18 protein-coding genes are annotated in these 19,644 nt (G+C 71.0%); 8 read left to right on the forward strand and 10 right to left on the reverse strand.

Translation table 11 applies throughout. From position 1 onward, the window contains the following. Nucleotides 1-194: 194 nt before the first annotated feature. Complete coding sequence (locus ACF09C_RS15975; RefSeq protein ID WP_392092074.1) at nucleotides 195-665, reverse strand: hypothetical protein; 471 nt, start codon at nucleotides 663-665, stop codon at nucleotides 195-197. Between the two features lie 359 nt (nucleotides 666-1,024). Between ACF09C_RS15975 and ACF09C_RS15980 the strand changes: the two genes are divergently transcribed. Further along, complete coding sequence (locus ACF09C_RS15980) at nucleotides 1,025-3,289, forward strand: MMPL family transporter (RefSeq protein ID WP_392092075.1); 2,265 nt, start codon at nucleotides 1,025-1,027, stop codon at nucleotides 3,287-3,289. Here ACF09C_RS15980 and ACF09C_RS15985 read toward each other — a convergent pair. The 6 genes from ACF09C_RS15985 to ACF09C_RS16010 form a co-directional block, all read right to left on the reverse strand. After that, nucleotides 3,286-4,704: an NAD(P)/FAD-dependent oxidoreductase gene (locus ACF09C_RS15985; protein WP_392092076.1), complete on the reverse strand. Its 1,419-nt coding sequence runs from the start codon at nucleotides 4,702-4,704 to the stop codon at nucleotides 3,286-3,288. The two genes, ACF09C_RS15980 and ACF09C_RS15985, sit on opposite strands and share 4 nt — an antisense overlap. 34 nt (nucleotides 4,705-4,738) lie before the next feature. Beyond that, entirely contained in the window at nucleotides 4,739-5,533 is a 795-nt protein-coding gene (locus tag ACF09C_RS15990) for an ABC transporter permease (RefSeq protein ID WP_392092077.1), read from the reverse strand. After that, nucleotides 5,533-6,465 carry an ABC transporter permease gene (locus ACF09C_RS15995; RefSeq protein ID WP_392092078.1) on the reverse strand — a complete coding sequence of 311 codons (933 nt, stop codon included), beginning with the start codon at nucleotides 6,463-6,465 and terminating at the stop codon, nucleotides 5,533-5,535. The genes ACF09C_RS15990 and ACF09C_RS15995 overlap by 1 nt, the downstream gene beginning before the upstream one ends. Continuing rightward, nucleotides 6,462-7,613 carry an ABC transporter ATP-binding protein gene (locus tag ACF09C_RS16000; protein WP_392092079.1) on the reverse strand — a complete coding sequence of 384 codons (1,152 nt, stop codon included), beginning with the start codon at nucleotides 7,611-7,613 and terminating at the stop codon, nucleotides 6,462-6,464. Before ACF09C_RS16000 ends, ACF09C_RS15995 begins: the two co-directional genes overlap by 4 nt. Before the next feature lie 64 nt (nucleotides 7,614-7,677). Next, nucleotides 7,678-8,925 carry a PotD/PotF family extracellular solute-binding protein gene (locus ACF09C_RS16005; protein ID WP_392092080.1) on the reverse strand — a complete coding sequence of 416 codons (1,248 nt, stop codon included), beginning with the start codon at nucleotides 8,923-8,925 and terminating at the stop codon, nucleotides 7,678-7,680. 29 nt (nucleotides 8,926-8,954) lie between these two features. Beyond that, a complete protein-coding gene (locus ACF09C_RS16010; protein WP_392092081.1) occupies nucleotides 8,955-10,469 on the reverse strand; it encodes a gamma-aminobutyraldehyde dehydrogenase in 1,515 nt (504 codons plus the stop codon). Between the two features lie 175 nt (nucleotides 10,470-10,644). Between ACF09C_RS16010 and ACF09C_RS16015 the strand changes: the two genes are divergently transcribed. Then, nucleotides 10,645-11,193 carry an NADAR family protein gene (locus tag ACF09C_RS16015; protein ID WP_392092082.1) on the forward strand — a complete coding sequence of 183 codons (549 nt, stop codon included), beginning with the start codon at nucleotides 10,645-10,647 and terminating at the stop codon, nucleotides 11,191-11,193. Nucleotides 11,194-11,422: 229 nt separating this feature from the next. On the opposite strand, the gene ACF09C_RS16020 is transcribed toward ACF09C_RS16015, so the two are convergent. Beyond that, nucleotides 11,423-12,076, reverse strand: coding sequence for a DUF4190 domain-containing protein (locus tag ACF09C_RS16020; protein WP_392092083.1), 654 nt, complete (start codon nucleotides 12,074-12,076; stop codon nucleotides 11,423-11,425). A 75-nt stretch (nucleotides 12,077-12,151) separates the two neighbouring features. Here ACF09C_RS16020 and ACF09C_RS16025 point away from each other — a divergent pair, with 75 nt between their 5' ends. From ACF09C_RS16025 to ACF09C_RS16050, 6 genes are all read left to right on the forward strand, one after another. Further along, nucleotides 12,152-13,180, forward strand: coding sequence for an adenosine deaminase (locus ACF09C_RS16025; protein ID WP_392092084.1), 1,029 nt, complete (start codon nucleotides 12,152-12,154; stop codon nucleotides 13,178-13,180). Nucleotides 13,181-13,196: 16 nt separating this feature from the next. Continuing rightward, nucleotides 13,197-13,889 carry a glycerophosphodiester phosphodiesterase gene (locus ACF09C_RS16030; protein ID WP_392092085.1) on the forward strand — a complete coding sequence of 231 codons (693 nt, stop codon included), beginning with the start codon at nucleotides 13,197-13,199 and terminating at the stop codon, nucleotides 13,887-13,889. After that, a complete protein-coding gene (locus ACF09C_RS16035) occupies nucleotides 13,886-14,671 on the forward strand; it encodes an SAM-dependent methyltransferase (RefSeq protein WP_392092086.1) in 786 nt (261 codons plus the stop codon). Before ACF09C_RS16030 ends, ACF09C_RS16035 begins: the two co-directional genes overlap by 4 nt. Nucleotides 14,672-14,790: 119 nt before the next feature. Then, nucleotides 14,791-15,843, forward strand: coding sequence for a sensor histidine kinase (locus ACF09C_RS16040; protein WP_392092392.1), 1,053 nt, complete (start codon nucleotides 14,791-14,793; stop codon nucleotides 15,841-15,843). After that, a complete protein-coding gene (locus ACF09C_RS16045; RefSeq protein ID WP_392092087.1) occupies nucleotides 15,840-16,517 on the forward strand; it encodes a response regulator in 678 nt (225 codons plus the stop codon). The genes ACF09C_RS16040 and ACF09C_RS16045 overlap by 4 nt, the downstream gene beginning before the upstream one ends. A gap of 103 nt (nucleotides 16,518-16,620) precedes the next feature. Continuing rightward, nucleotides 16,621-17,784 (forward strand): serine hydrolase domain-containing protein, encoded by a 1,164-nt coding sequence (locus ACF09C_RS16050; protein WP_392092088.1) that lies wholly within the window; start codon nucleotides 16,621-16,623, stop codon nucleotides 17,782-17,784. Here the strand turns inward: ACF09C_RS16050 and ACF09C_RS16055 are convergent. Beyond that, a complete protein-coding gene (locus ACF09C_RS16055; protein ID WP_392092089.1) occupies nucleotides 17,763-18,332 on the reverse strand; it encodes a hypothetical protein in 570 nt (189 codons plus the stop codon). The genes ACF09C_RS16050 and ACF09C_RS16055 overlap by 22 nt on opposite strands. A gap of 59 nt (nucleotides 18,333-18,391) precedes the next feature. Further along, nucleotides 18,392-19,555 (reverse strand): PotD/PotF family extracellular solute-binding protein, encoded by a 1,164-nt coding sequence (locus tag ACF09C_RS16060; protein ID WP_392092393.1) that lies wholly within the window; start codon nucleotides 19,553-19,555, stop codon nucleotides 18,392-18,394. Nucleotides 19,556-19,644: the final 89 nt, after the last annotated feature.

The raw sequence follows: 19,644 nt of genomic DNA on the forward strand, positions 1-19,644 counted from the left end.
TGCCTCCGGGGGTGGGGGAATCGAGGTGGAGCGAGCGCGCCACAGCATGGTCCAGACCAATCAAGTGGTCAAGACCTCTGCCCGTCCGCCCAGGACCTCTCTCCGTCCGGCCGGGGCCCCTCTCCGTCCACCCAGGACCTCTCTCCGTCCGGCCGAGGCCCCTCTCCGTCCGACCGGGGCCTCCGCCCCACCGGTCAGGGCCTCCGCCCGTCCTCCCCGCGCGCGAGCCCGCCCGCCGCCTCGTGCATCGCCAGCTCCAGGAGCGCCGCGTCGTTGAGGGTGCCACTGCCGTCCGGGGTCACCAGCCAGCGCACCCCGCCGGTCGTCCGGCCGGGGTACGGGACGACGATCCAGGTGCCGCGGCCCGCGCTGCGCACGCCCGTGCCGAGCCAGCGGGAGGCCGTGCCCGGGGGCACGAAGAAGCCCATCCGCGCCTCCCCGAAGTCGGCGAGGACCGGGCCGGGCCGGTCCACCAGCCGGGTCAGCACATCGAGCGTGGGATAGCCCAGCTCCCCCGGCAGGATCAGCACGTCCCACCGCCTGCCGGCCGGCAGCAGCGCGATCCCGAGCGGGTTGCGCTCCCACTCCCACCGGCAGGCGTCGGGATCCGGTGCCACCGACGCCAGCCACTCCACCGCGGTCTTGGCCGCCCCCGAACCCGTCATGGCCTACGGCCTCCCTTCCCTGTGCGGACACGGTGTCCACACGCAGAGAGCGGGGTCCGGGACGATCATTACGCGGGTTCACCCCGCGAGTGGGTAGTGATCTGGGTCACAGAGAGAGCGAGTGGAGTGCGCCAGGGGCGCGCACCGTCCCGGCCGCGCCCCCTCCCGTCCCTCAGCCGGACGCACCGCCACGCCCCGTCCAGCGTCACCCGGACACACCGTCACGCCTCCTCCGGCGCGCGCCCGTTCGGGTGGAGAGCGGTCGGCCGGGTCGGCGGCCTCCCGGTCCCGCCCGCCGACGCGTGTTCGTATGGCTCTCCCCCGTCCGTACGCGTGCCGCACTCGCCCCGGGAGTACCCATGTCGAATCCCACCTCGCCGGGCAAGGGACTGCTGCGGCGGATGGGCGAATGGTCCGCCCGGCACTTCGTCGTCGTCCTGGTCGCCTGGCTCGTGGCGCTCGGCGCCCTGATCGGGCTGAACAACGCGTTCGGCGGCGAGTACTCCGACAACTACTCGCTGCCCGGCACCCAGTCCCAGGAGGGGCTCGACGTGCTCCGGGAGCACGAGCCCGCCGCCGGCGGCTACAGCGCCCAGGTGGTGCTGTACGACGGCGCCAAGCCGCTCACCGAGGTGAGCGACCAGATCTCGTCCACCGTGGACGCCCTGAAGAAGCTCCCCGACGTCCTCAACGCCACGAGCCCGCTGCCGGCGCCCGGCAGCCAGCCGCCCACCCCGCCCCCGGGCACGCCCAACGTCGGGCCGCTGTCCACGGACGGGAAGACCGGGTACATCACCATCCGCTTCAGCGTGCAGCCCAGCACCCTCGGCGACTCCTACCTGACCGGTGTCGACAGCGCCGTGCAGCCCCTGCGCGATGCCGGGGTCGAGGTCGAGTACGGCGGTTCGCTGGGCGAGCTGGCCCGGCCGGAGGCGGACGACCGGGTGAGCGAGGCGATCGGCTTCGGCGTCGCGATCGTCGTCCTGATCATCGGCTTCGGCAGCCTGATCGCCGCCGTGCTCCCCCTGGTCACCGCCCTGGTGGCGGCCCTCTGCGGGCTCTCGGCGCTCGGCCTCCTCGCCTCCGTGTGGACCTTCGCGACCGTCTCCCCCACCCTGGCCACGATGATCGGCATCGGCGTCGGCATCGACTACGCCCTCTTCCTGATCACCCGGCACCGGCAGCTCCTGATGAACGGTCAGGATCCGGTCACCGCGGCCGGGCTCGCCACGGCGACCAGCGGCCGGGCCGTCCTCGTCTCGGGCTGCACCGTCATCATCGCCCTCTGCGGGCTGTGGGTCTCCGGGCTGAGCTTCATCGGACTGCTCGGCCTGGCCGCGACCTCCACCGTGGTCACCGCTGTCATCGGCGCCCTCACCCTCGTACCGGCCATGCTCGGACTCATCGGGCGCCGCATCGACCGCTACCACCTGGGAACCCCGGTGGCCGAGGCCGACGAGACCGCCGGTGAGGCGCACGGCACCTGGCACCGCTACGCCCTGCGCGTGGAGCGCCGCCCCTGGTGGTTCCTGACCTCCGGCGTCGTCATCCTCGCCGTGCTCGCCATCCCGCTGTTCTCCATCCAGCTCGGGCACATCGGCGACGGCGCGGACCCGAAGTCCTTCACCGACCGGCGCGCCTACGACCTGATGTCCGCGGCCTTCGGGCCCGGCTCCAACGGGCCGCTGACGCTGGTCATCGACCAGACCACGGTCCCCGACGCCGACCGTTCCTCGCTGGCGAGCCAGGCGCAGAAGGCGCTCACCGGCGTTCCCGACGCCCTCCTGATCACCCCGCTCACGCCGACCTCGGACGGCGACGTCCTGCTCGCCACGGCCTATTCGGTGGCCGCCCCGCAGGACGAGAAGACCACGTCCCTGACCAACCACCTCTCCGACGACGTGCTCCCGCAGGCGGTCAGCGGCACCACCGCGCAGACCTACGTCACCGGCACCACCGCCGCCCAGGTCGACTTCCTCGACATCGTCTCCAGCCGGCTGCCGCTCATCATCGCGGTGGTCGTGGCCCTGGCGTTCCTCGTCATCCTGGTCGTCTTCCGGGGCCCGCTCGTCGCCCTCAAGGCGGCGCTGCTCAACCTGCTCTCGATCGCCGCCTCGTACGGCGTGGTCGTCGCCGTCTTCCAGTGGGGCTGGGGCGGTCCGGCCCTCGGCGTCTCCGGCGACGTGCCGATCGAGAGCTATGTGCCGATGATGATGTTCGCCATCGTCTTCGGCCTCTCCATGGACTACGAGATCTTCCTGCTGTCCCGAGTCCACGAGGCGTGGCTGCGCACCGGAGACGCGAAGGCGAGCGTGGCCCACGCCCTGGAGATCACGGCCCGGGTCATCACCTGCGCGGCGCTCATCATGGTGAGCGTCTTCGCGGCCTTCATCCTCAACGACAACATCGTCATCAAGATGATGGGCCTCGGTCTCGCGGCGAGCGTGCTCATCGACGCGACGGTCGCGCGGCTACTGCTCGTGCCCGCCGTGATGACGCTGCTCGGCAAGTCGGCCTGGTGGACCCCGCGCTGGCTGGACCGGATCCTGCCGCACATCGACACCGAGGGCGAGGGCCAGCTGCCCCCGCCGTCGGGCGGGGGCAGCTCCAAGCCACGTGTCTAGCTGTCGAAGCCGAGGCCCACGCGGTCCATGGCCTTCAGCCACAGGTTGCGCCGGCCGCCGTTCTCGTCGGCGCGCGCCAGCGACCACTTGGTGATGCCGATGCCGGCCCAGGCGATGGGCTCCGGGGGGAACGGCAGCGGCTTGGAGCGGACCATCTCCAGTTCGGTGCGCTCGGTGCGCTCACCGGCGAGCAGGTCGAGCATCACGTCTCCGCCGAAGCGGGTGGCGCCCACACCGAGGCCCGTGAACCCCGCCGCGTACGCGACCTTGCCCTGGTACGCCGTACCGAAGAAGGCCGAGAAGCGCGAGCAGGTGTCGATCGCGCCGCCCCAGGCGTGGCTGAAGCGGAGCCCCTCCAGCTGCGGGAAGCAGCGGAAGAAGTGCTCGGCGAGCTTCAGGTACGTCTCGGGGCGGTGGTCCATCTCGGCGGTGACCTTGCCGCCGAAGCGGTAGATCGCGTCGTAGCCGCCCCACAGGATCCGGTTGTCGGCGGTGATCCGGAAGTAGTGGAACTGGTTGGCGCTGTCGCCGAGTCCCTGGCGGTTCTTCCAGCCGATGGCGGCGAGCTGCTCGGCCGAGAGCGGCTCGGTCATCAGGGCGTAGTCGTAGACCGGGACGGTGTAGTGCCGGACCCGCTTGACCAGCGACGGGAAGACGTTGGTGCCGAGGGCGACCCGGCGGGCGAGGATCCTGCCGTACGGGGTGCGCACGCCCATGCCCGCGCCGACGGAGGTCAGGTCGAGGCCCGGGGTGTTCTCGTAGATCCGCACGCCCAGGTCCTGGCAGGCCTGCTTGAGGCCCCAGGCCAGCTTCGCCGGGTTGAGCATGGCGACGCCGCGCCGGTCCCACAGGCCGCCGAGGAAGGTCGGGGAGTCGACCTCCGCGCGGACGGCGTCGCCGTCGAGGAGGTCGAGGCCGTCGGCGAGGCCGAGCCGCTCGATCTCCTCGTACACCTCGTGGAGTTCCTCCACCTGGTACGGCTCGGTGGCGACGTCGATCTCGCCGGTGCGCTCGAAGTCACAGTCCAGGCCGTAGCGGGCGACCGCCGCCTCGATGGCGTCGAGGTTGCGCTCGCCGAGCTCCTCCAGCTTCGGCAGCTCGCCCGGCCAGCGGGCGAGCCCGTTGCCGAAGCCGTGGGTGAGGGAGGCGGCGCAGAAGCCTCCGTTGCGGCCCGAGGCGGCCCAGCCCACCTCGCGGCCTTCGATCAGCACGACGTCCCGGGAGGGGTCGCGCTCCTTGGCGAGGAGCGCGGTCCACAGTCCGCTGTAGCCGCCGCCGACGACGAGGAGATCGCACTTCTCGGTGCCGGTGAGGGCGGGCAGGGCTCCGGGCTTGCCGGGGTCTTCCAGCCAGAAGGGGACGGGCTGGGCGTCGGAGAGAGATTGTGCAGCGAGACGCATGGCGGCTGGGGCCATGGTTTCCAACTCCTTCAGGTGTTGCTCGGGGTACTCAGCTTGTCGCTGTTTTCTTGCGCCGGTTGGTGATGGTCTGTCCGGCTACGACCACCAGTACAGCAAGGGCGAACATCGCCGTGCCGATGACGTTGATCTGGACGGGCGTACCGCGCTGTGCCGAGCCCCAGACGAACATGGGGAAGGTGACGGTCGAGCCCGCGTTGAAGTTGGTGATGATGAAGTCGTCGAAGGAGAGCGCGAAGGCGAGCAGCGCGCCGGCCGCGATGCCGGGGGCGGCGATCGGCAGCGTCACGCGGAGGAAGGTCTGCACCGGCCCCGCGTAGAGGTCGCGGGCGGCTTCTTCCAGGCGCGGGTCCATCGACATCACGCGCGCCTTGACCGCGGTCACCACGAACGACAGACAGAACATGATGTGGGCGATCAGGACCGTCCAGAAGCCCAGCTCGGCGCCCATGTTGAGGAAGAGCGTGAGCAGGGAGGCGGCCATGACGACCTCGGGCATGGCCATCGGCAGGAAGATCAGCGAGTTGATCGCGCCGCGCGCCCGGAAGCGGTAGCGGACCAGCGCGAAGGCGATCATCGTGCCGAGGATCGTGGCGCCGAGGGTGGCCCAGGCCGCGATCTGCAGGGACAGGGTCAGCGAGCCGCACAGGTCGGCGACGCCGCAGGGGTCCTTCCAGGCGTCCAGCGAGAAGCGCTGCCAGGCGTAGTTGAACCGCCCGTTCGGCTTGTTGAACGAGAACACCATCACGACGATGTTCGGCAGGATCATGTACGCGAGCGTCAGCAGGCCCGCGATGACGACAAGGTTCCGACGGATCCAACGCATCAGACCAGGTCCTCCGTTCCCGCGCGGCGGATGTAGACGGTGACCATGAGCAGCACGATCGCCATGAGGATGAAGGACAGCGCGGCGGCCGTCGGGTAGTCGAGCACGCGCAGGAACTGCGACTGGATGACGTTGCCGACCATCTTGGTGTCGGTCGAGCCCAGCAGCTCCGCGTTGACGTAGTCGCCGCTCGCCGGGATGAAGGTGAGCAGGGTGCCGGAGACGACGCCGGGCATCGACAGCGGGAACGTCACCTTGCGGAAGGTGGTGGCGGGCGAGGCGTAGAGGTCCTGCGCCGCCTCGTGCAGCCGGCCGTCGATCCGCTCCAGGGAGGTGTAGAGCGGCAGGATCATGAAGGGCAGGAAGTTGTACGTGAGACCGCAGACCACCGCCATCGGGGTGGCGAGCACGCGGTCGCCCTCGGTCCAGCCGAGCCAGCTGGTGACGTCCAGGACGTGCAGCGCGTTCAGCGCGTCGACCACCAGGCTGTCGTCCGCGAGGATCGTCTTCCAGGCCAGGGTCCGGATGAGGAAGCTGGTGAAGAACGGCGCGATGACGAGGACGAGCACCAGGTTGCGCCAGCGGCCGGCCTTGAAGGCGATCAGATACGCCAGCGGGTAGCCGAGCAGCAGGCACAGGAGCGTGGCGGTGCCCGCGTAGAGCAGGGACCGGACGAACTGCGGCCAGTACTCCTGGAAGGCGTCCCAGTACGTCTGGAAGTGCCAGGTGACCTCGAAGCCCTTCTCCAGGGAGCCGGTCTGCACCGAGGTCGAGGCCTGGTAGACCATCGGCAGCGCGAAGAAGACGAGCAGCCAGATGATGCCGGGCAGCAGCAGCCAGTACGGGACGAGCCGCTTACGGGTGGAGGGCTTGCGCAGCACCGGTTCCTCGACCGGCGCCGTGTCCTCCTTCGTCAGGGTGGGGGCGCTCACGCGGCGTCCTCCACCGTCTCCACGCCCGCGTCGATGTCCTGATCGGCGTCCAGGCCGAAGGTGTGCGCCGGGTTCCAGTGCAGGACGACCTGGGCCCCGGGGACCAGGCGGGAGTCGCGCTCGATGTTCTGCTCGTAGACCTGGAGCTCCGCGCCCGCCGGGCTGTTCACCACGTACTGCGTGGAGACGCCGATGAAGGACGAGTCGGCGATCCGGCCGGTCACCTTGTTGCGGCCGTCGGCGATCGAGGCCGCGTCGTCGGCGTGGGTGAGGGAGATCTTCTCGGGGCGTACGCCGACCAGGACCTTGCCGCCCGTGCGGACGTTCGCGGAACATCGGTCGGTCGGCAGCCGGAGCTTGCCGCCGCCGGCCGTCACGACCAGGTCGGCGCCGCCGGTCTCGGCGACCTCGGCCTCGATGAGGTTGGAGGTGCCGAGGAAGTTGGCGACGAAGGTGGTGCGCGGGTTCTCGTAGAGGTCGGCGGGGGCGCCGAGCTGCTCGACCCGGCCGCCGTTCATCACCGCGACCTGGTCGGCCATGGTCATGGCCTCCTCCTGGTCGTGGGTGACGTGCACGAAGGTGATGCCGACCTCGGTCTGTATCCGCTTGAGCTCCAGCTGCATCTGGCGGCGCAGCTTGAGGTCGAGCGCGCCGAGCGGCTCGTCGAGGAGCAGGACCTGCGGGTGGTTGATGAGGGCGCGGGCCACCGCGACGCGCTGCTGCTGGCCGCCGGAGAGCTGGTGCGGCTTGTGCCGCGCCTTGTCGCCGAGCTGGACCAGCTCCAGCATCTCGTCGACCTGCTTCTTCACCGACTTGATGCCCCGGCGGCGCAGGCCGAAGGCGATGTTCTCGGTGATGTCCATGTGCGGGAAGAGCGCGTAGGACTGGAAGACGGTGTTGACCGGCCGCTTGTACGGCGGGAGGTCGGTGACGTCCGTGTCGCCGAGGAAGACCGAGCCCGTGCTGGGGTCCTCAAGGCCCGCGATCATCCGCAGGGTGGTCGTCTTGCCGCAGCCCGAGGCGCCGAGGAGTGCGAAGAACGAGCCCTGCGGGACGGTCAGGTCGAGCGGGTGGACGGCGGTGAAGGAGCCGTACGTCTTGCTGATGCCGGTGAGACGGACGTCGCCGCCGGTGTTCTTGTCAGTCATGGGTAGCGATCCCAGCGTTCGTGAGTTCGGAAGTTCGTACGTTCGCGAGAGGGGCGGCGGAGGCTCAGGCGCCGATGAGCTTGGCGAACTTCTCCTCGTACGCCGTCTCCTCCTGGCTGCTCAGGGAGCGGAAGGCGTGCGACTTCGCGGCCATGGCCTTGTCCGGGAGGATCAGCGTGTTGGAGGCGAGCTCGGGGTCGATCTTGCCGAGTTCGTCCTTCACCCCGTCGACCGGGCAGACGTAGTTGATGTACGCGGCGAGCTGGGCGGCGACCGGGAGCTCGTAGTAGTAGTCGATGAGCTTCTCGGCGTTGGCCTTGTGCCGGGCCTTGGCGGGGACCAGCAGGTTGTCGCTGGAGGTGATGTAGCCGGCCGAGGGGATCGCGTACTGGATGTCCGGGTTGTCGGCCTGGAGCTGGATGACGTCACCGGCCCAGGCGAGACAGGCGGCGAGGTCGCCCTTGTCCAGGTCGGAGGTGTAGTCGTTGCCGGTGAAGCGCCGGATCTGCTTCTTGTCGACGCCCTTCTGGAGCCGGCCTATCGCCGCGTCGTAGTCGGCGTCGGTGAACGCACCGGGGTCCTTGCCCATGTCGAGCAGGGTCATGCCGACGGAGTCGCGCATCTCCGTGAGGAAGCCGACCCGGCCCTTGAGGGCGGGGTCGTCCAGGAGCTGGGTGACGGAGTCGATCCGCTTCCCGCCGGTCGCCTTGGTGTTGTAGGCGATGACGGTGGAGATGCCGGTCCACGGGTAGGAGTAGGCGCGGCCCGGGTCCCAGTCGGGGCGGCGGAACTGCGCGGAGAGGTTGGCGTACGCGTTCGGGAGGTTCGACGGGTCGAGCTTCTGCGCCCAGCCGAGCCGGATGAGGCGGGCGGCGAGCCAGTCGGTGACACAGATCAGGTCGCGGCCGGTGTCCTGGCCGGCCGCGAGCTGCGGCTTGATCTTGCCGAAGAACTCGACGTTGTCGTTGATGTCCTCGGTGTACTTGACCTTGATCCCGGTGCGCTTGGTGAACGCCTCCAGGGTCGGGCGGGACTTCTCGTCCTCGCTGACGTCCATGTACTCGGTCCAGTTGGAGAAGCTGAGCTGCTTCTCCTTGGCCGAGAAGTCGGTGGACGCGGGGCCCCCGCCCTCGCGCTTGGCCGGCGGGATGCCGCACGCGCTCAGGGACGCGAGGCCGCCGATCGTGAGCGCGCCGACGCCTCCGGCGCGCAGCATCGAACGGCGGGTGAGGGCACCCCGGCCGCTCGTCAGACTGCGTCGCATCGCCGCGCGTTGTGCGGCGGAGAGGCTGTCGGGCTCGTACTGGTCCATGCGCTGTGCCTTCCGGGGGTTGGGGAGGACTACCGGTCTCCGAAGATCGTGCGGTGCCAGTCCTTCCTGACCACCGCGGTGTTTTCGTACATCACATGCTTGACCTGCGTGTACTCCTCGAAGGAATACGCCGACATGTCCTTTCCGAACCCCGAGGCCTTGTAGCCGCCGTGGGGCATCTCGCTGATGATCGGAATGTGGTCGTTCACCCACACGCAGCCCGCCTTGATCTCGCGGGTGGCGCGATTGGCGCGGAAGACGTCGCGGGTCCAGGCGGAGGCGGCAAGCCCGTAGGGGGTGTCGTTGGCGAGCCGGAGGCCCTCGTCGTCGCTGTCGAAGGGCAGGGCGACGAGGACGGGCCCGAAGATCTCGGACTGGACGATCTCGCTGTCCTGGGCGGCCCCGGTGATCAGGGTGGGCCGGTAGTACGCGCCCTTGGCCAGCTCCCCGCCGGGCGCCTCGCCGCCGGTGACGACGGTGGCGTAGCCGCGGGCGCGGTCGATGAAGCCGGCGACGCGGTCGCGCTGGACGTGGCTGATGAGCGGGCCCAGGTCGGTGGAGGGGTCGAAGGGGTCGCCGAGGCGGACGGACTCCATCAGCTCGGCGACGCGGGCGACGAAGGCGTCGAAGAGCGGGCGCTGGACGTAGGCACGGGTGGCGGCGGTGCAGTCCTGGCCGGTGTTGATGAGGGAGGCGGCGACGGCGCCGTGCGCGGCGGCCTCCAGGTCGGCGTCGTCGAAGACGACGAAGGGGGCCTTGCCGCCGAGTTCGAGGTGGAGCCGCTTCACGGTGGAGGTGGCGATCTCGGCGACCCGCTTGCCGACCGGGGTGGAGCCGGTGAAGGAGGTCATGGCGACGCCGGGGTGGCCGACGAGGTGCTCGCCCGCGACGCGCCCCGCGCCGTTGACGACGTTGACGACGCCGTCGGGGATGCCGGCGTCGGTGGCGGCCTGGGCGAACAGGAGGGAGGTGAGCGGGGTGAGTTCGGCCGGCTTCAGGACGATCGTGTTGCCGGCGGCGATGGCCGGGAGGATCTTCCAGGCGGCCATCTGGAGCGGGTAGTTCCAGGGGGCGATGGAGCCGACGACGCCGATCGGTTCCCGGCGGACGTACGAGGTGTGGTCGCCGCTGTACTCGCCGGCGGACTGGCCCTGGAGGTGGCGGGCGGCGCCCGCGAAGAAGGCCGTGTTGTCGACGGTGCCCGGGACGTCGAACTCGGTGGACAGCTTGATGGGCTTGCCGCACTGCAGGGACTCGACGCGGGCGAAGTCCTCGGCGCGCTCGGCGAGGACCCCGGCGAAGCGGTGCAGCGCGTCGGAGCGCTCGCCGGGGGTCGCGCCCGCCCACCCGGGGAAGGCCTCGGTGGCGGCGGCGACGGCGTCGTCCACGTCGGCGGTGGACGCGAGCGTGTAGGTGTACACGCTCTCGCCCGTGGCCGGATCGACGACACTGTGCTCGTCACCCGAGGTACCGGGGCGCAGTCGCCCGCCGATGTACTGTGCGCCGTCCGCGAAGCGGTCCGTCACCTGGAAGCGGTTGCCCATGACGCTCTCCGTTGTTCCAGCTCGAATTGAGTGCCGATCCTGACAGAGGGATATCGGGCCAACAAGTGATTCCGTTGTTGCCTTTTGGTTACGCGACGGAATCGGTCGACCATGTGTCGAGGACCATGGAAAATCTCCATACGGAATGTCCGTGGCGGCTGCCAGACTGCCATGCATGGGGCAGATCGAGACATTGACGCAGCAGGTCAGACGGGGTGAGAAGGTCAAGTTCCTGCCCTTCTGGGGCCACCGGCCGAGGCCGGACGGGCAGCTCTCGGCGAGCTGTCTCAGCCAGTGGTGGCCCTCACCCTTCGAAGTCGACGGCGTGCGGTACGCGACGGCCGAGCACTGGATGATGGCGGCGAAGGCCCGGCTCTTCGGCGACCCGGAGGCGGAGCGGGCCGCGCTCTCGTCCCGTACGCCCGCGGGGGCGAAGAAGGCCGGACGCCTGGTGCGCGGCTTCGACGATTCGGTCTGGGAGCGGGAGCGCTTCGGGATCGTCGTGGAGGGCAGCGTCCACAAGTTCGGCTCGGACGAGGCGCTGCGCGCGTTCCTGCTCGGCACGGGTGGCCGGGTCCTGGTGGAGGCGAGCCCGCTGGACCGCGTGTGGGGCATCGGGCTCGCCGCCGAGGACCCGCGCGCGACGGACCCGTCCCGCTGGCGCGGGCTGAACCTGCTGGGCTTCGCGCTGATGGAGGCCAGGGAGCGGCTGCGCGGCGGCTGACGGGATCGACAGCCACCTGGAAGGGCCCCCGCACGTGCGCGTGCGGGGCCCTTCGGCGCAACGGCTAGGGCCTGTCCGGCGGATCAGGGCCGGATAGGACGCGGCGTCTGGTGCGGTGCATCGCAAGGCGCCGGAGCGTCTCGATAGCGGAGCTATCGGGGCGTTTCGGCAACGCGGCGGGGCGCCGTGCCAGGCGTCGCGGCCCCGGTCATGATCCGCCGGACAGGCCCTAGCGGTTCTCGATCACCAGGCTGGTCGCGAACGGGTCGTCGGACTCGTTGCCGTACTCCTCGCCCTGCGCGATGGCCCAGATGATGAAGCCCAGGAAGACCGAGCTGACCACGATGCCGATCGAGCCGAGCACGATGCCCGCCGTCGCCATGCCGCCGTTGGTGGCCTCGCCCCGGGTGACCTTCTTGCGGGCGATGACGCCGAAGATCAGCGCCAGGATGCCGAGGATCACGCCGAGCCCGTACAGACAGAAACCGGCCACCGCGATGATGCCGAGGACCATCGCCGCCGTGCCCATGCCGTTGGACGGCTGCTGCTGCCAGCCGCCGGGCTGGCCGTAGCCGCCGCCCGTCCCGTAGCCCGGGTAGCCGGGGTAGCCGTACGACGGCGCCGGCGCGACGGGGGTGACCGGCGGCGCGGTCGGATAGCCGTACGAGCCCATCGGCGCGGGCCCGCCGGGGGCCACCGGCGGCGGCGGTACCTCGCCGGTCGGCATCGCGGTCATCGTGGGCTGGTCGTGCACCGGCGGACGGTCCTGCGGCGTGGGCGCGGGCGTCGCCGGCTTGCTCAGTTCCACCCCGTCGCGGTTCGGCGGAGCCCACGGGTCCGCCGGGTCGTACCCGCCCCGCGGCTGGTCGCTGTTCTCAGACATGGGCCTCCCCCATCGTGGTCACGCCATGCTACGACCTACCCCTGGCCGGGGTCCCGCCCGGCCTACGATGATCGGATGACCGATCTGCACACCTTCATCGCGGGGCTGCCCAAGGCCGAGCTGCACGTCCACCACGTCGGCTCCGCCTCCCCCCGGATCGTCGCCGAACTCGCCGCCCGGCACCCGGACTCCAAGGTCCCCACCGACCCCGAGGCGCTCGCCGCCTACTTCACCTTCACCGACTTCGCCCACTTCATCGAGGTCTACCTCTCGGTCGTGGACCTCGTCCGCACCCCCGAGGACGTCCGGCTGCTGACCTTCGAGGTCGCCCGGGACATGGCCCGGCAGAACATCCGGTACGCCGAGCTGACGATCACCCCCTACAGCTCGACCCGCCGGGGCATCGACGAGCGCGCCTTCATGGACGCGATCGAGGACGCCCGCAAGGCCGCCGAGGACGAGCTCGGCGTCATCCTGCGCTGGTGCTTCGACATCCCCGGCGAGGCCGGTCTCGAGGCCGCGGAGGAGACCGCCCGGCTCGCGGTCGAGCTGCGCCCCGAGGGCCTGGTCTCGTTCGGGCTCGGCGGCCCGGAGATCGGTGTGCCGCGGCCCCAGTTCAAGCCGTACTTCGACCGGGCCATCGAGGCCGGTCTGCGCTCCGTCCCGCACGCGGGCGAGACGACAGGGCCGGAGACGGTCTGGGACGCCCTGAAGGACCTGCGCGCCGAGCGCATCGGCCACGGCACCAGCTCCGTCAAGGACCCGGAGCTGCTCGCCTACCTCGCGGAGCACCGGATCGCCCTTGAGGTCTGCCCGACGTCCAACATCGCCACCCGCGCGGTCGCCGACCTGGACCGGCACCCCATCAAGGAGATGGTGGCGGCCGGGGTCCTGGTGACCATCAACAGCGACGACCCGCCGATGTTCGGCACGGACCTCAACAACGAGTACGCGGTCGCCGCCCGCCTCCTGGAGCTCGACGAGCGCGGTGTCGCCGCCCTCGCCAAGAACGCCGTCGAGGCCTCCTTCCTCGACCCGGCCGGCAAGGCCCGTATCGCGGCCGAGATCGACACCTACACGGAGAAGTGGCTGGCGGGCCGGTAGCCGAGACAATGGCACCATGGACCACGTCACTGTCGTAGGCCACCGCGGGAACCCGTACCGCGTCCGGGAGAACACCGTCCCCTCGATCGTCTCGGCGATCGAGGGCCGCGCGGACGCCGTCGAGATCGATGTACGGCTCACCCGCGACGGCGTCCCCGTCCTCCTCCACGACGACACGCTGAAGCGGCTGTGGGGCCACGACCGGCCGCTCTCCGCGCTCACCCTCGCGCAGCTGCGGGAGCTGACGTACGACGGCGTCCCCACCCTGCGCGAGGCGCTGATCGCGGCCGGACCGCACCGGCTGATGCTCGATCTGCCCGGCGGGAACGCGGACTCGGTCCGCACGATCGTCGGTACGGTCCGTGAGTGCGGCGCCGCCGAGCGCGTCTACTACTGCGCGGGCGGTGTCGCGATGCTCCAGGTACGGGCCGCCGATCCGGCCGCCGAGATCGCGCTGACCTGGAACTCGCTCGCCCCGCCGCGGGCCGCGCTGCTCGACGCGGTCCGGCCCCGCTGGCTCAACTACCGCTTCGGGGTGCTGAGTCGGGCTCTCGTGGAGCGGGTGCACCGGGACGGCTACCTCGTCTCGGCCTGGACCGCGGACACCCGGCGCACCATGCGTAAGCTCCTGTCCCACGGGGTGGATTCGATCACCACCAACCGTGTGGAGGCGCTCGCCGCCGAACTGCGAAGGGGTACGCCGAGGTGACTGGGGACGACCGGATCAGGACCGACATCGCGCACAACGCCCGTGTCTGGAACTACTGGTTGGGCGGCAAGGACTACTACCCGGTGGACCGCGAGGTCGGCGACCAGGTCACCGGCTTCTACCCGAGCATCGGCGAAGTGGCGCGCGCGGACCGGGCGTTCCTCGGCCGGGTGGTGACGCATCTGGCGGCGGAGGCCGGGGTGCGGCAGTTCCTGGACATCGGGACGGGCCTGCCGACCGCCGACAACACGCACGAGGTCGCCCAGCGCGTCGCCCCCGAGGCGCGGATCGTCTACGTCGACAACGACCCGATCGTGCTGACCCACGCCCGCGCGCTGCTGACCAGCGCCCCGGAGGGCGTCACCGAGTACGTCGACGCGGACGCGCGGGACCCGCGGCGGATCCTGGAGGCGGCGACCCGCACGCTCGACCTGTCGCGGCCGGTCGCGGTGATGATGCTCGGCATCCTCAACTTCGTGCTCGACACGGCCGAGGCGCGGGAGATCGTCCGGACGCTGATGGCCGCCGTCCCCTCCGGTTCGTATCTGGTGCTGACGCATCCGACGCTCGAACCGGAGCTGGGCGGTGAGGGGAACGTGGCGGCGATGGCGTTCTGGAACGAGAACGCGACCCCGCCGATCACGGCCCGCACGCGCGCCGAGTTCTCCTCCCTCCTGGACGGTCTCGACGTCCTGGAGCCGGGGATCGTCTCGTGCGCGAGCTGGCGGTTCGCCCCGGCGAGCGTGGTGGCGCAGTTCGGCGCGGTGGGCCGGAAGCCGTAGTGGGCATATCAGGGGACGCGCGGGCCTGGGCGCGGGGCGCGGGCGAGCGGGCCCGGCGGTTCGGGGAGGCGCATCCGCTCGCCGTGGACATCGGGCTCGCCCTGCTCGTACAGGCCGCGATGACGATGCCGTTCGTGGTGCCGCGCGCCCCCGAGCTGCCGCCGGCGACATGGACGGCGTACGGGCTGACGACGCTCACCGTGCTCCCGCTGGTCTGGCGGCGGCGCGCGCCGCTCGCCGTCCTGTTCGCGATCCTGGCGACCAGCACGCTCTACGAACTGGCGGTCGAGGGTCCCGGGCAGCCGCTGCCCTACACCGGGCTCGTCATCGTCCACACGATCGCCGCGCTCGCGCCGCCCTGGCAACGGCGCGCGACCGTGCTGCTGCTCGCGGTCGCGGTCCCGGTGTCGGTGTGGCTCAACACCGGCTCGGCGCGCGAACTGACCTTCTCTCTCTTCGTGTTCGGGGCGGCGTACGTCTTCGGCCGGCTCACCGACGCCCGGCAGCGGGCCCATCGCGTCGAGGCGGAACAGGCGGCGGCGCGCGAACGGGCCCGGATCGCACGGGAGATGCACGACATCCTCTCCCACGCGGTGAGCCTGATGGTCGTGCAGGCGGAGGCGGGTCCGGTGGCGGTGCGGACGGCTCCGGAGCGGGCGGAGGCGGCCTTCGACGCGATCTCCGCGACGGGCCGGGACGCGATGGAGCAGCTGCGCCGGATGCTCGGGGTGCTGCGGGACGGCACGGACGGCGCCGCGCCGCCCCGGGAGCCGCAGCCGGACCTCGGCGGGCTGCCCGCGCTGGTGGAGCGGGTGCGGGCGAGCGGCCTGGACGTGACGTACCGGACGACCGGTGGGGTCCGGGCCCTTCCGGTGGCCGTGGGCGCGACGGTCCACCGGATCGTGCAGGAGGCGCTGACGAACGTGGTGAAGCACGCGGGGGCGCGGACGGCCGCCGTACGGCTGGTGTACGAGGACGGGGTGTTGGAGGTCGTGGTGACGGACGACGGTCGGGGCGGGCGCCCCGGGAGCACCGGCCACGGGCTCGTCGGGATCCGCGAGCGGGCCGCGGCCCACGGCGGTACGGCGGTGACGGGCCCGGGACCGGACGGCCGGGGCTTCGAGGTACGGGTGGAGCTGCCCGTCCAGGACTCCGTGACGGTGGCGCGGTGACGATCCGGGTGGTGGTGGCCGACGACCAGGAGCTGGTCAGGAGCGGTTTCTCGATGATCCTCGACGTGCAGCCGGACATCGAGGTGGTCGCGGAGGCGGGCGACGGCGCGGAGGCGGTGGAGGCGGTGCGCCGCCTCTCCCCCGACGTGGCGCTGCTCGACATCCGGATGCCGCGCCTGGACGGCATCGAGGCGTGCCGGGCGATCAGCGCGGAGAGCGGGTGCCGGTCCGTGATGCTGACGACCTTCGACTCGGACGCGTACGTCTACGAGGCGCTGCACGCGGGCGCGAGCGGGTTCCTCCTGAAGGACGTGCGCCGGGACGATCTGGTGCACGCGGTACGGGTGGTGGCGCGCGGCGACTCGCTGCTGGCCCCGTCCGTGGCGCGCCGCCTGGTGGAGGAGTACACCCGCCCGGCGCGGCGCGAGGCTCCCCGGCGGCCCGATCCGCGACTCGACGCGCTGACGGCCCGCGAGCGCGAGACGCTGCTGCTCCTCGCGCGGGGGCTTTCGAACGCGGAGATCGCGGCGGAGCTGGTCGTCAGCGACCACACGGTGAAGACCCATGTGGGCAACGTGCTGGCGAAGTTGGGACTGCGGGACCGGATCCAGGCCGTCATCTGCGCGTACGAGAGCGGTCTTGTCACGGCGGGCTCTCCCCCGCTCGGGGGATGAGCGGGGCGGGGGAAGATCCCCCGCTCCGGCGATCCGTGGATCGCCGCAGGTCGGCAGGGTGTGTGTCGTACCGGAACGACGGATCGCACCAACGGAGTTGACCATGAACGCACGTACCCGCGCCCTGCTCGCCACGGCCCTCGTCCTGGGTGTCGCGGCCGGCCCGGGGATCCTGTCCGCGACGGCCGCCCAGGCCCCGGTCGTCGCGCCCGCCTCGGACCCCGCCCTCGAAGCGGCGATCGCGGGCCTTCCCTCGAAGGACGCGACGGCGGCGCTGGTGCGGATCGGGGGCCGCGAGGGAATCTGGCGGGGCACCTCCGGCGTGCACGATCTGGAGTCGACGCGCCCGGCCGATCCGGACGCCCGCTTCCGCGCCGGTTCGGTGACCAAGGTGTTCACGGCGGCGGTCGCCCTCCAGTTGGCGGGCGAGGGGCGGCTCGACCTGGACCGTACGGCCCGCTCGTACCTGCCGGAGCTGATCCCGGCGCGGTACGGGACGGTGACCGTCCGCCAGCTGCTGAACCACACGCACGGGATCCCGGCACCGGACTTCGCCGGTTCGACGGTCGAGGAGTGGTACGCGAACCGCTTCGAGGTGCACGACCCGCGCGCGATGGTCCGCTCGGCGACGGCGAAGGAGCCGGAGTTCGCTCCCGGGACCCGGCAGCACTACCTCAACATCGGCTACACGATCGCGGGGCTGCTGATCGAGCGGGTGACGGGCGACTCGTACGAGCGCCAGGTCGGGGCGCGTGTCCTGGCCCCGCTCGGGCTGCGCGGCACGTACCTGCCCGGGAGCGACCCGCGGATCAGGGGCCCGCACAACCACGGCTACCAGTCGATGCGGCTCGCGGACGGCACGACCGGGCTGCGGGACGTGTCGGTGTGGGGTGCCTCGGACGGCTGGGCGGCGGGCGACCTGATCTCCACGACGGCCGATCTGGAGCGGTTCACCCGGGCGCTGTTCCAGGGCCGGGTGGTGCGCGGGCCGCTCCTGGAGGAGATGTTCACGCTGCCCCGGGTGCCGGACTTCAAGACCGGCAAGGACGCCGCGTTCTCCGCGGGGCTCTCGATGAAGAAGCTCGGCGGGCGGGAGGTGTGGGGGAAGACCGGTGGCCGCTGGGGCTACAACGCGGCGATCGCCTCGACCCGCGGCGGCGAGCGCACGCTGGTCTACAGCGTCAACTCCACCGACGCGAAGGGCCAGGACATGAACAGCGTCGCCCTGGCCCTGATGGTCGCGGCCTACGGGCCGCCGACGGCCTGAGGAGCTGGGGCGTCCACCGGCGCCTGAGCGTTCCCGAGCCCCTGCGCCGCCTCGAGGCGCTTGATCATCCGCCGTACGACGAGCAGCGGGACGATCCCGAAGACCCCGAACGACATGTCGATGACCGACCACCAGAAGGGGATGTCGCGGATCGGCCCGCAGATCAGGGCGAGCGGGACGATCCCGACGCAGGCGATCATCCCGAACTCGATCACCCAGATGTTGCGGACGGGGTCGCGGTAGGGCCCGTAGAAGGCGACGGCGATGACGAGGTGCGCGAAGGCGAGCCAGTCGGTGCCGTACAGCAGGAACGGGTACTGCGCGTCGGCGACGTCGAGGCCGGCGCGCACCCGCGCGATCCACTCCAGGAGGCCGGGGAACAGGTCCCCGAGGGGCGCGGCCCAGGACGTCAACGCGTCCTCGAGGAGGTGGAGTTCGGTGACGAGCGGGAAGGCGGTGAGGCCGCTCAGCACCAGACAGACGATGAAGAAGACCAGCCAGACACGGATACGCCGAAGAAGGGCCACGGGCCCGTTCGCCTCGTTCATGACAGCAGAGTACGCCCCTCATGAACGTGTTCAAAAACAGGGTCGGGCGGTTCCGCGTCTCACAGCCCGACGATCGAGTCCCACCTCTTCGCGAACTCCGTGCGCTCCTCCGACGTGATGTCGCGGGCGATCGCGAGCCGCCCGCGCATCGCGTCGTCGGGGAAGATCAGCGGGTCCTCGGCCAGGGCGGCCAGCTCCTCGTCGTCGGAGTCGGCGAGGACGTCGCGGGCGGCCGGGACCGGGCAGACGTAGTTGACCCAGGCGGCCAGCTCGGCGGCCACCTCGGGCTCGTAGTAGTAGTCGACCAGCTTCTCGGCGTTCGTCTTGTGCTGCGCCAGGTTGGGGATCATCAGCGACTCGGCCCACAGCTCGGCGCCCTCCTCGGGGACGACGAACTCGATGTCGGGGTTGTCGGCCTGGAGCTGGATGACGTCGCCCGAGTACGCCTGACAGGCCAGCACGTCGCCGGTCGACAGGTCCTTGATGTAGTCGTTGCCCGTGAAGCGGCGGATGTGCCGCTCGGCGACCAGCGCCTCGATCTGCTCGCACACCGCGTGGAAGTCGTCGGCGGTCCACCGCGTCACGTCCACCCCGTTGCCCTGCATGAGCAGGGCGAAGGACTCGTCGAGACCGGAGAGCAGGGTGACCTTGCCGCGCAGGTCGGCGTCCCACAGCTGCTCGACCGACCGGATCTCCCGGCCGAGCTTCCTGCGGTTGTACGCGATGCCGGTGATCCCGGACTGCCAGGGCACGGTGTGGAGCCGGCCCTCGTCGAAGGCGGGCGAGCGCAGCTGCGGATCGAGGTACCGGCTGATGTTCGGCTGCGCGGCGCGGTCCATCTCCTGCACCCAGCCGAGCCGGACGAACCGGGCGGCCATCCAGTCGCTCATCACGATGAGGTCCCGGCCGGTCTCCTGGTGGTTCATCAGCGCCGGGCTGATCTTGCCGAAGAACTCGTCGTTGTCGTTGATCTCCTCGGTGTACCGCACGGAGATCCCGGAGCGCTCCGCGAAGGCGTCCAGGGTGGGCCGCTTCGAGGTGTCCTCGTCGTCGGTGTCGATGTAGAGCGGCCAGTTGGCGAAGTCGAGCACGCGGTCGCGCGCGGACAGGTCCCGGCCGGCGCGTCGCCCCGGCTCCACGTAGGCGGCCGGCACGCCGCAGCCGGCGAGCAGCGCCACGGCTCCGGCGCCCCCGATCCCGCGCAGCACGGACCGGCGGGACATGTTCTTCCTCGCTGTCGCTCTCATCCGAGCAGCATCCCGGCCGCGCCGGGACGGAGCAATGGACGGTCCGTGCGCCGGAGGGACCACGC

It is taken from the genome of Streptomyces sp. NPDC014870, assembly GCF_043081505.1.
Taxonomy (GTDB): Bacteria; Actinomycetota; Actinomycetes; order Streptomycetales; family Streptomycetaceae; genus Streptomyces.

Excerpts from the sequence above, each read along its gene's own strand:
- ACF09C_RS15975 (WP_392092074.1), bottom strand. The coding sequence starts at position 665 with ATGACGGGTTCGGGGGCGGCCAAGACCGCGGTGGAGTGGCTGGCGTCG.
- ACF09C_RS15980 (WP_392092075.1), top strand. The coding sequence starts at position 1,025 with ATGTCGAATCCCACCTCGCCGGGCAAGGGACTGCTGCGGCGGATGGGC.
- ACF09C_RS15985 (WP_392092076.1), bottom strand. The coding sequence starts at position 4,704 with ATGGCCCCAGCCGCCATGCGTCTCGCTGCACAATCTCTCTCCGACGCC.
- ACF09C_RS15990 (WP_392092077.1), bottom strand. The coding sequence starts at position 5,533 with ATGCGTTGGATCCGTCGGAACCTTGTCGTCATCGCGGGCCTGCTGACG.
- ACF09C_RS16000 (WP_392092079.1), bottom strand. The coding sequence starts at position 7,613 with ATGACTGACAAGAACACCGGCGGCGACGTCCGTCTCACCGGCATCAGC.
- ACF09C_RS16005 (WP_392092080.1), bottom strand. The coding sequence starts at position 8,925 with ATGGACCAGTACGAGCCCGACAGCCTCTCCGCCGCACAACGCGCGGCG.
- ACF09C_RS16010 (WP_392092081.1), bottom strand. The coding sequence starts at position 10,469 with ATGGGCAACCGCTTCCAGGTGACGGACCGCTTCGCGGACGGCGCACAG.
- ACF09C_RS16015 (WP_392092082.1), top strand. The coding sequence starts at position 10,645 with ATGGGGCAGATCGAGACATTGACGCAGCAGGTCAGACGGGGTGAGAAG.
- ACF09C_RS16020 (WP_392092083.1), bottom strand. The coding sequence starts at position 12,076 with ATGTCTGAGAACAGCGACCAGCCGCGGGGCGGGTACGACCCGGCGGAC.
- ACF09C_RS16025 (WP_392092084.1), top strand. The coding sequence starts at position 12,152 with ATGACCGATCTGCACACCTTCATCGCGGGGCTGCCCAAGGCCGAGCTG.
- ACF09C_RS16030 (WP_392092085.1), top strand. The coding sequence starts at position 13,197 with ATGGACCACGTCACTGTCGTAGGCCACCGCGGGAACCCGTACCGCGTC.
- ACF09C_RS16040 (WP_392092392.1), top strand. The coding sequence starts at position 14,791 with ATGACGATGCCGTTCGTGGTGCCGCGCGCCCCCGAGCTGCCGCCGGCG.
- ACF09C_RS16050 (WP_392092088.1), top strand. The coding sequence starts at position 16,621 with ATGAACGCACGTACCCGCGCCCTGCTCGCCACGGCCCTCGTCCTGGGT.
- ACF09C_RS16055 (WP_392092089.1), bottom strand. The coding sequence starts at position 18,332 with ATGAACGAGGCGAACGGGCCCGTGGCCCTTCTTCGGCGTATCCGTGTC.
- ACF09C_RS16060 (WP_392092393.1), bottom strand. The coding sequence starts at position 19,555 with ATGTCCCGCCGGTCCGTGCTGCGCGGGATCGGGGGCGCCGGAGCCGTG.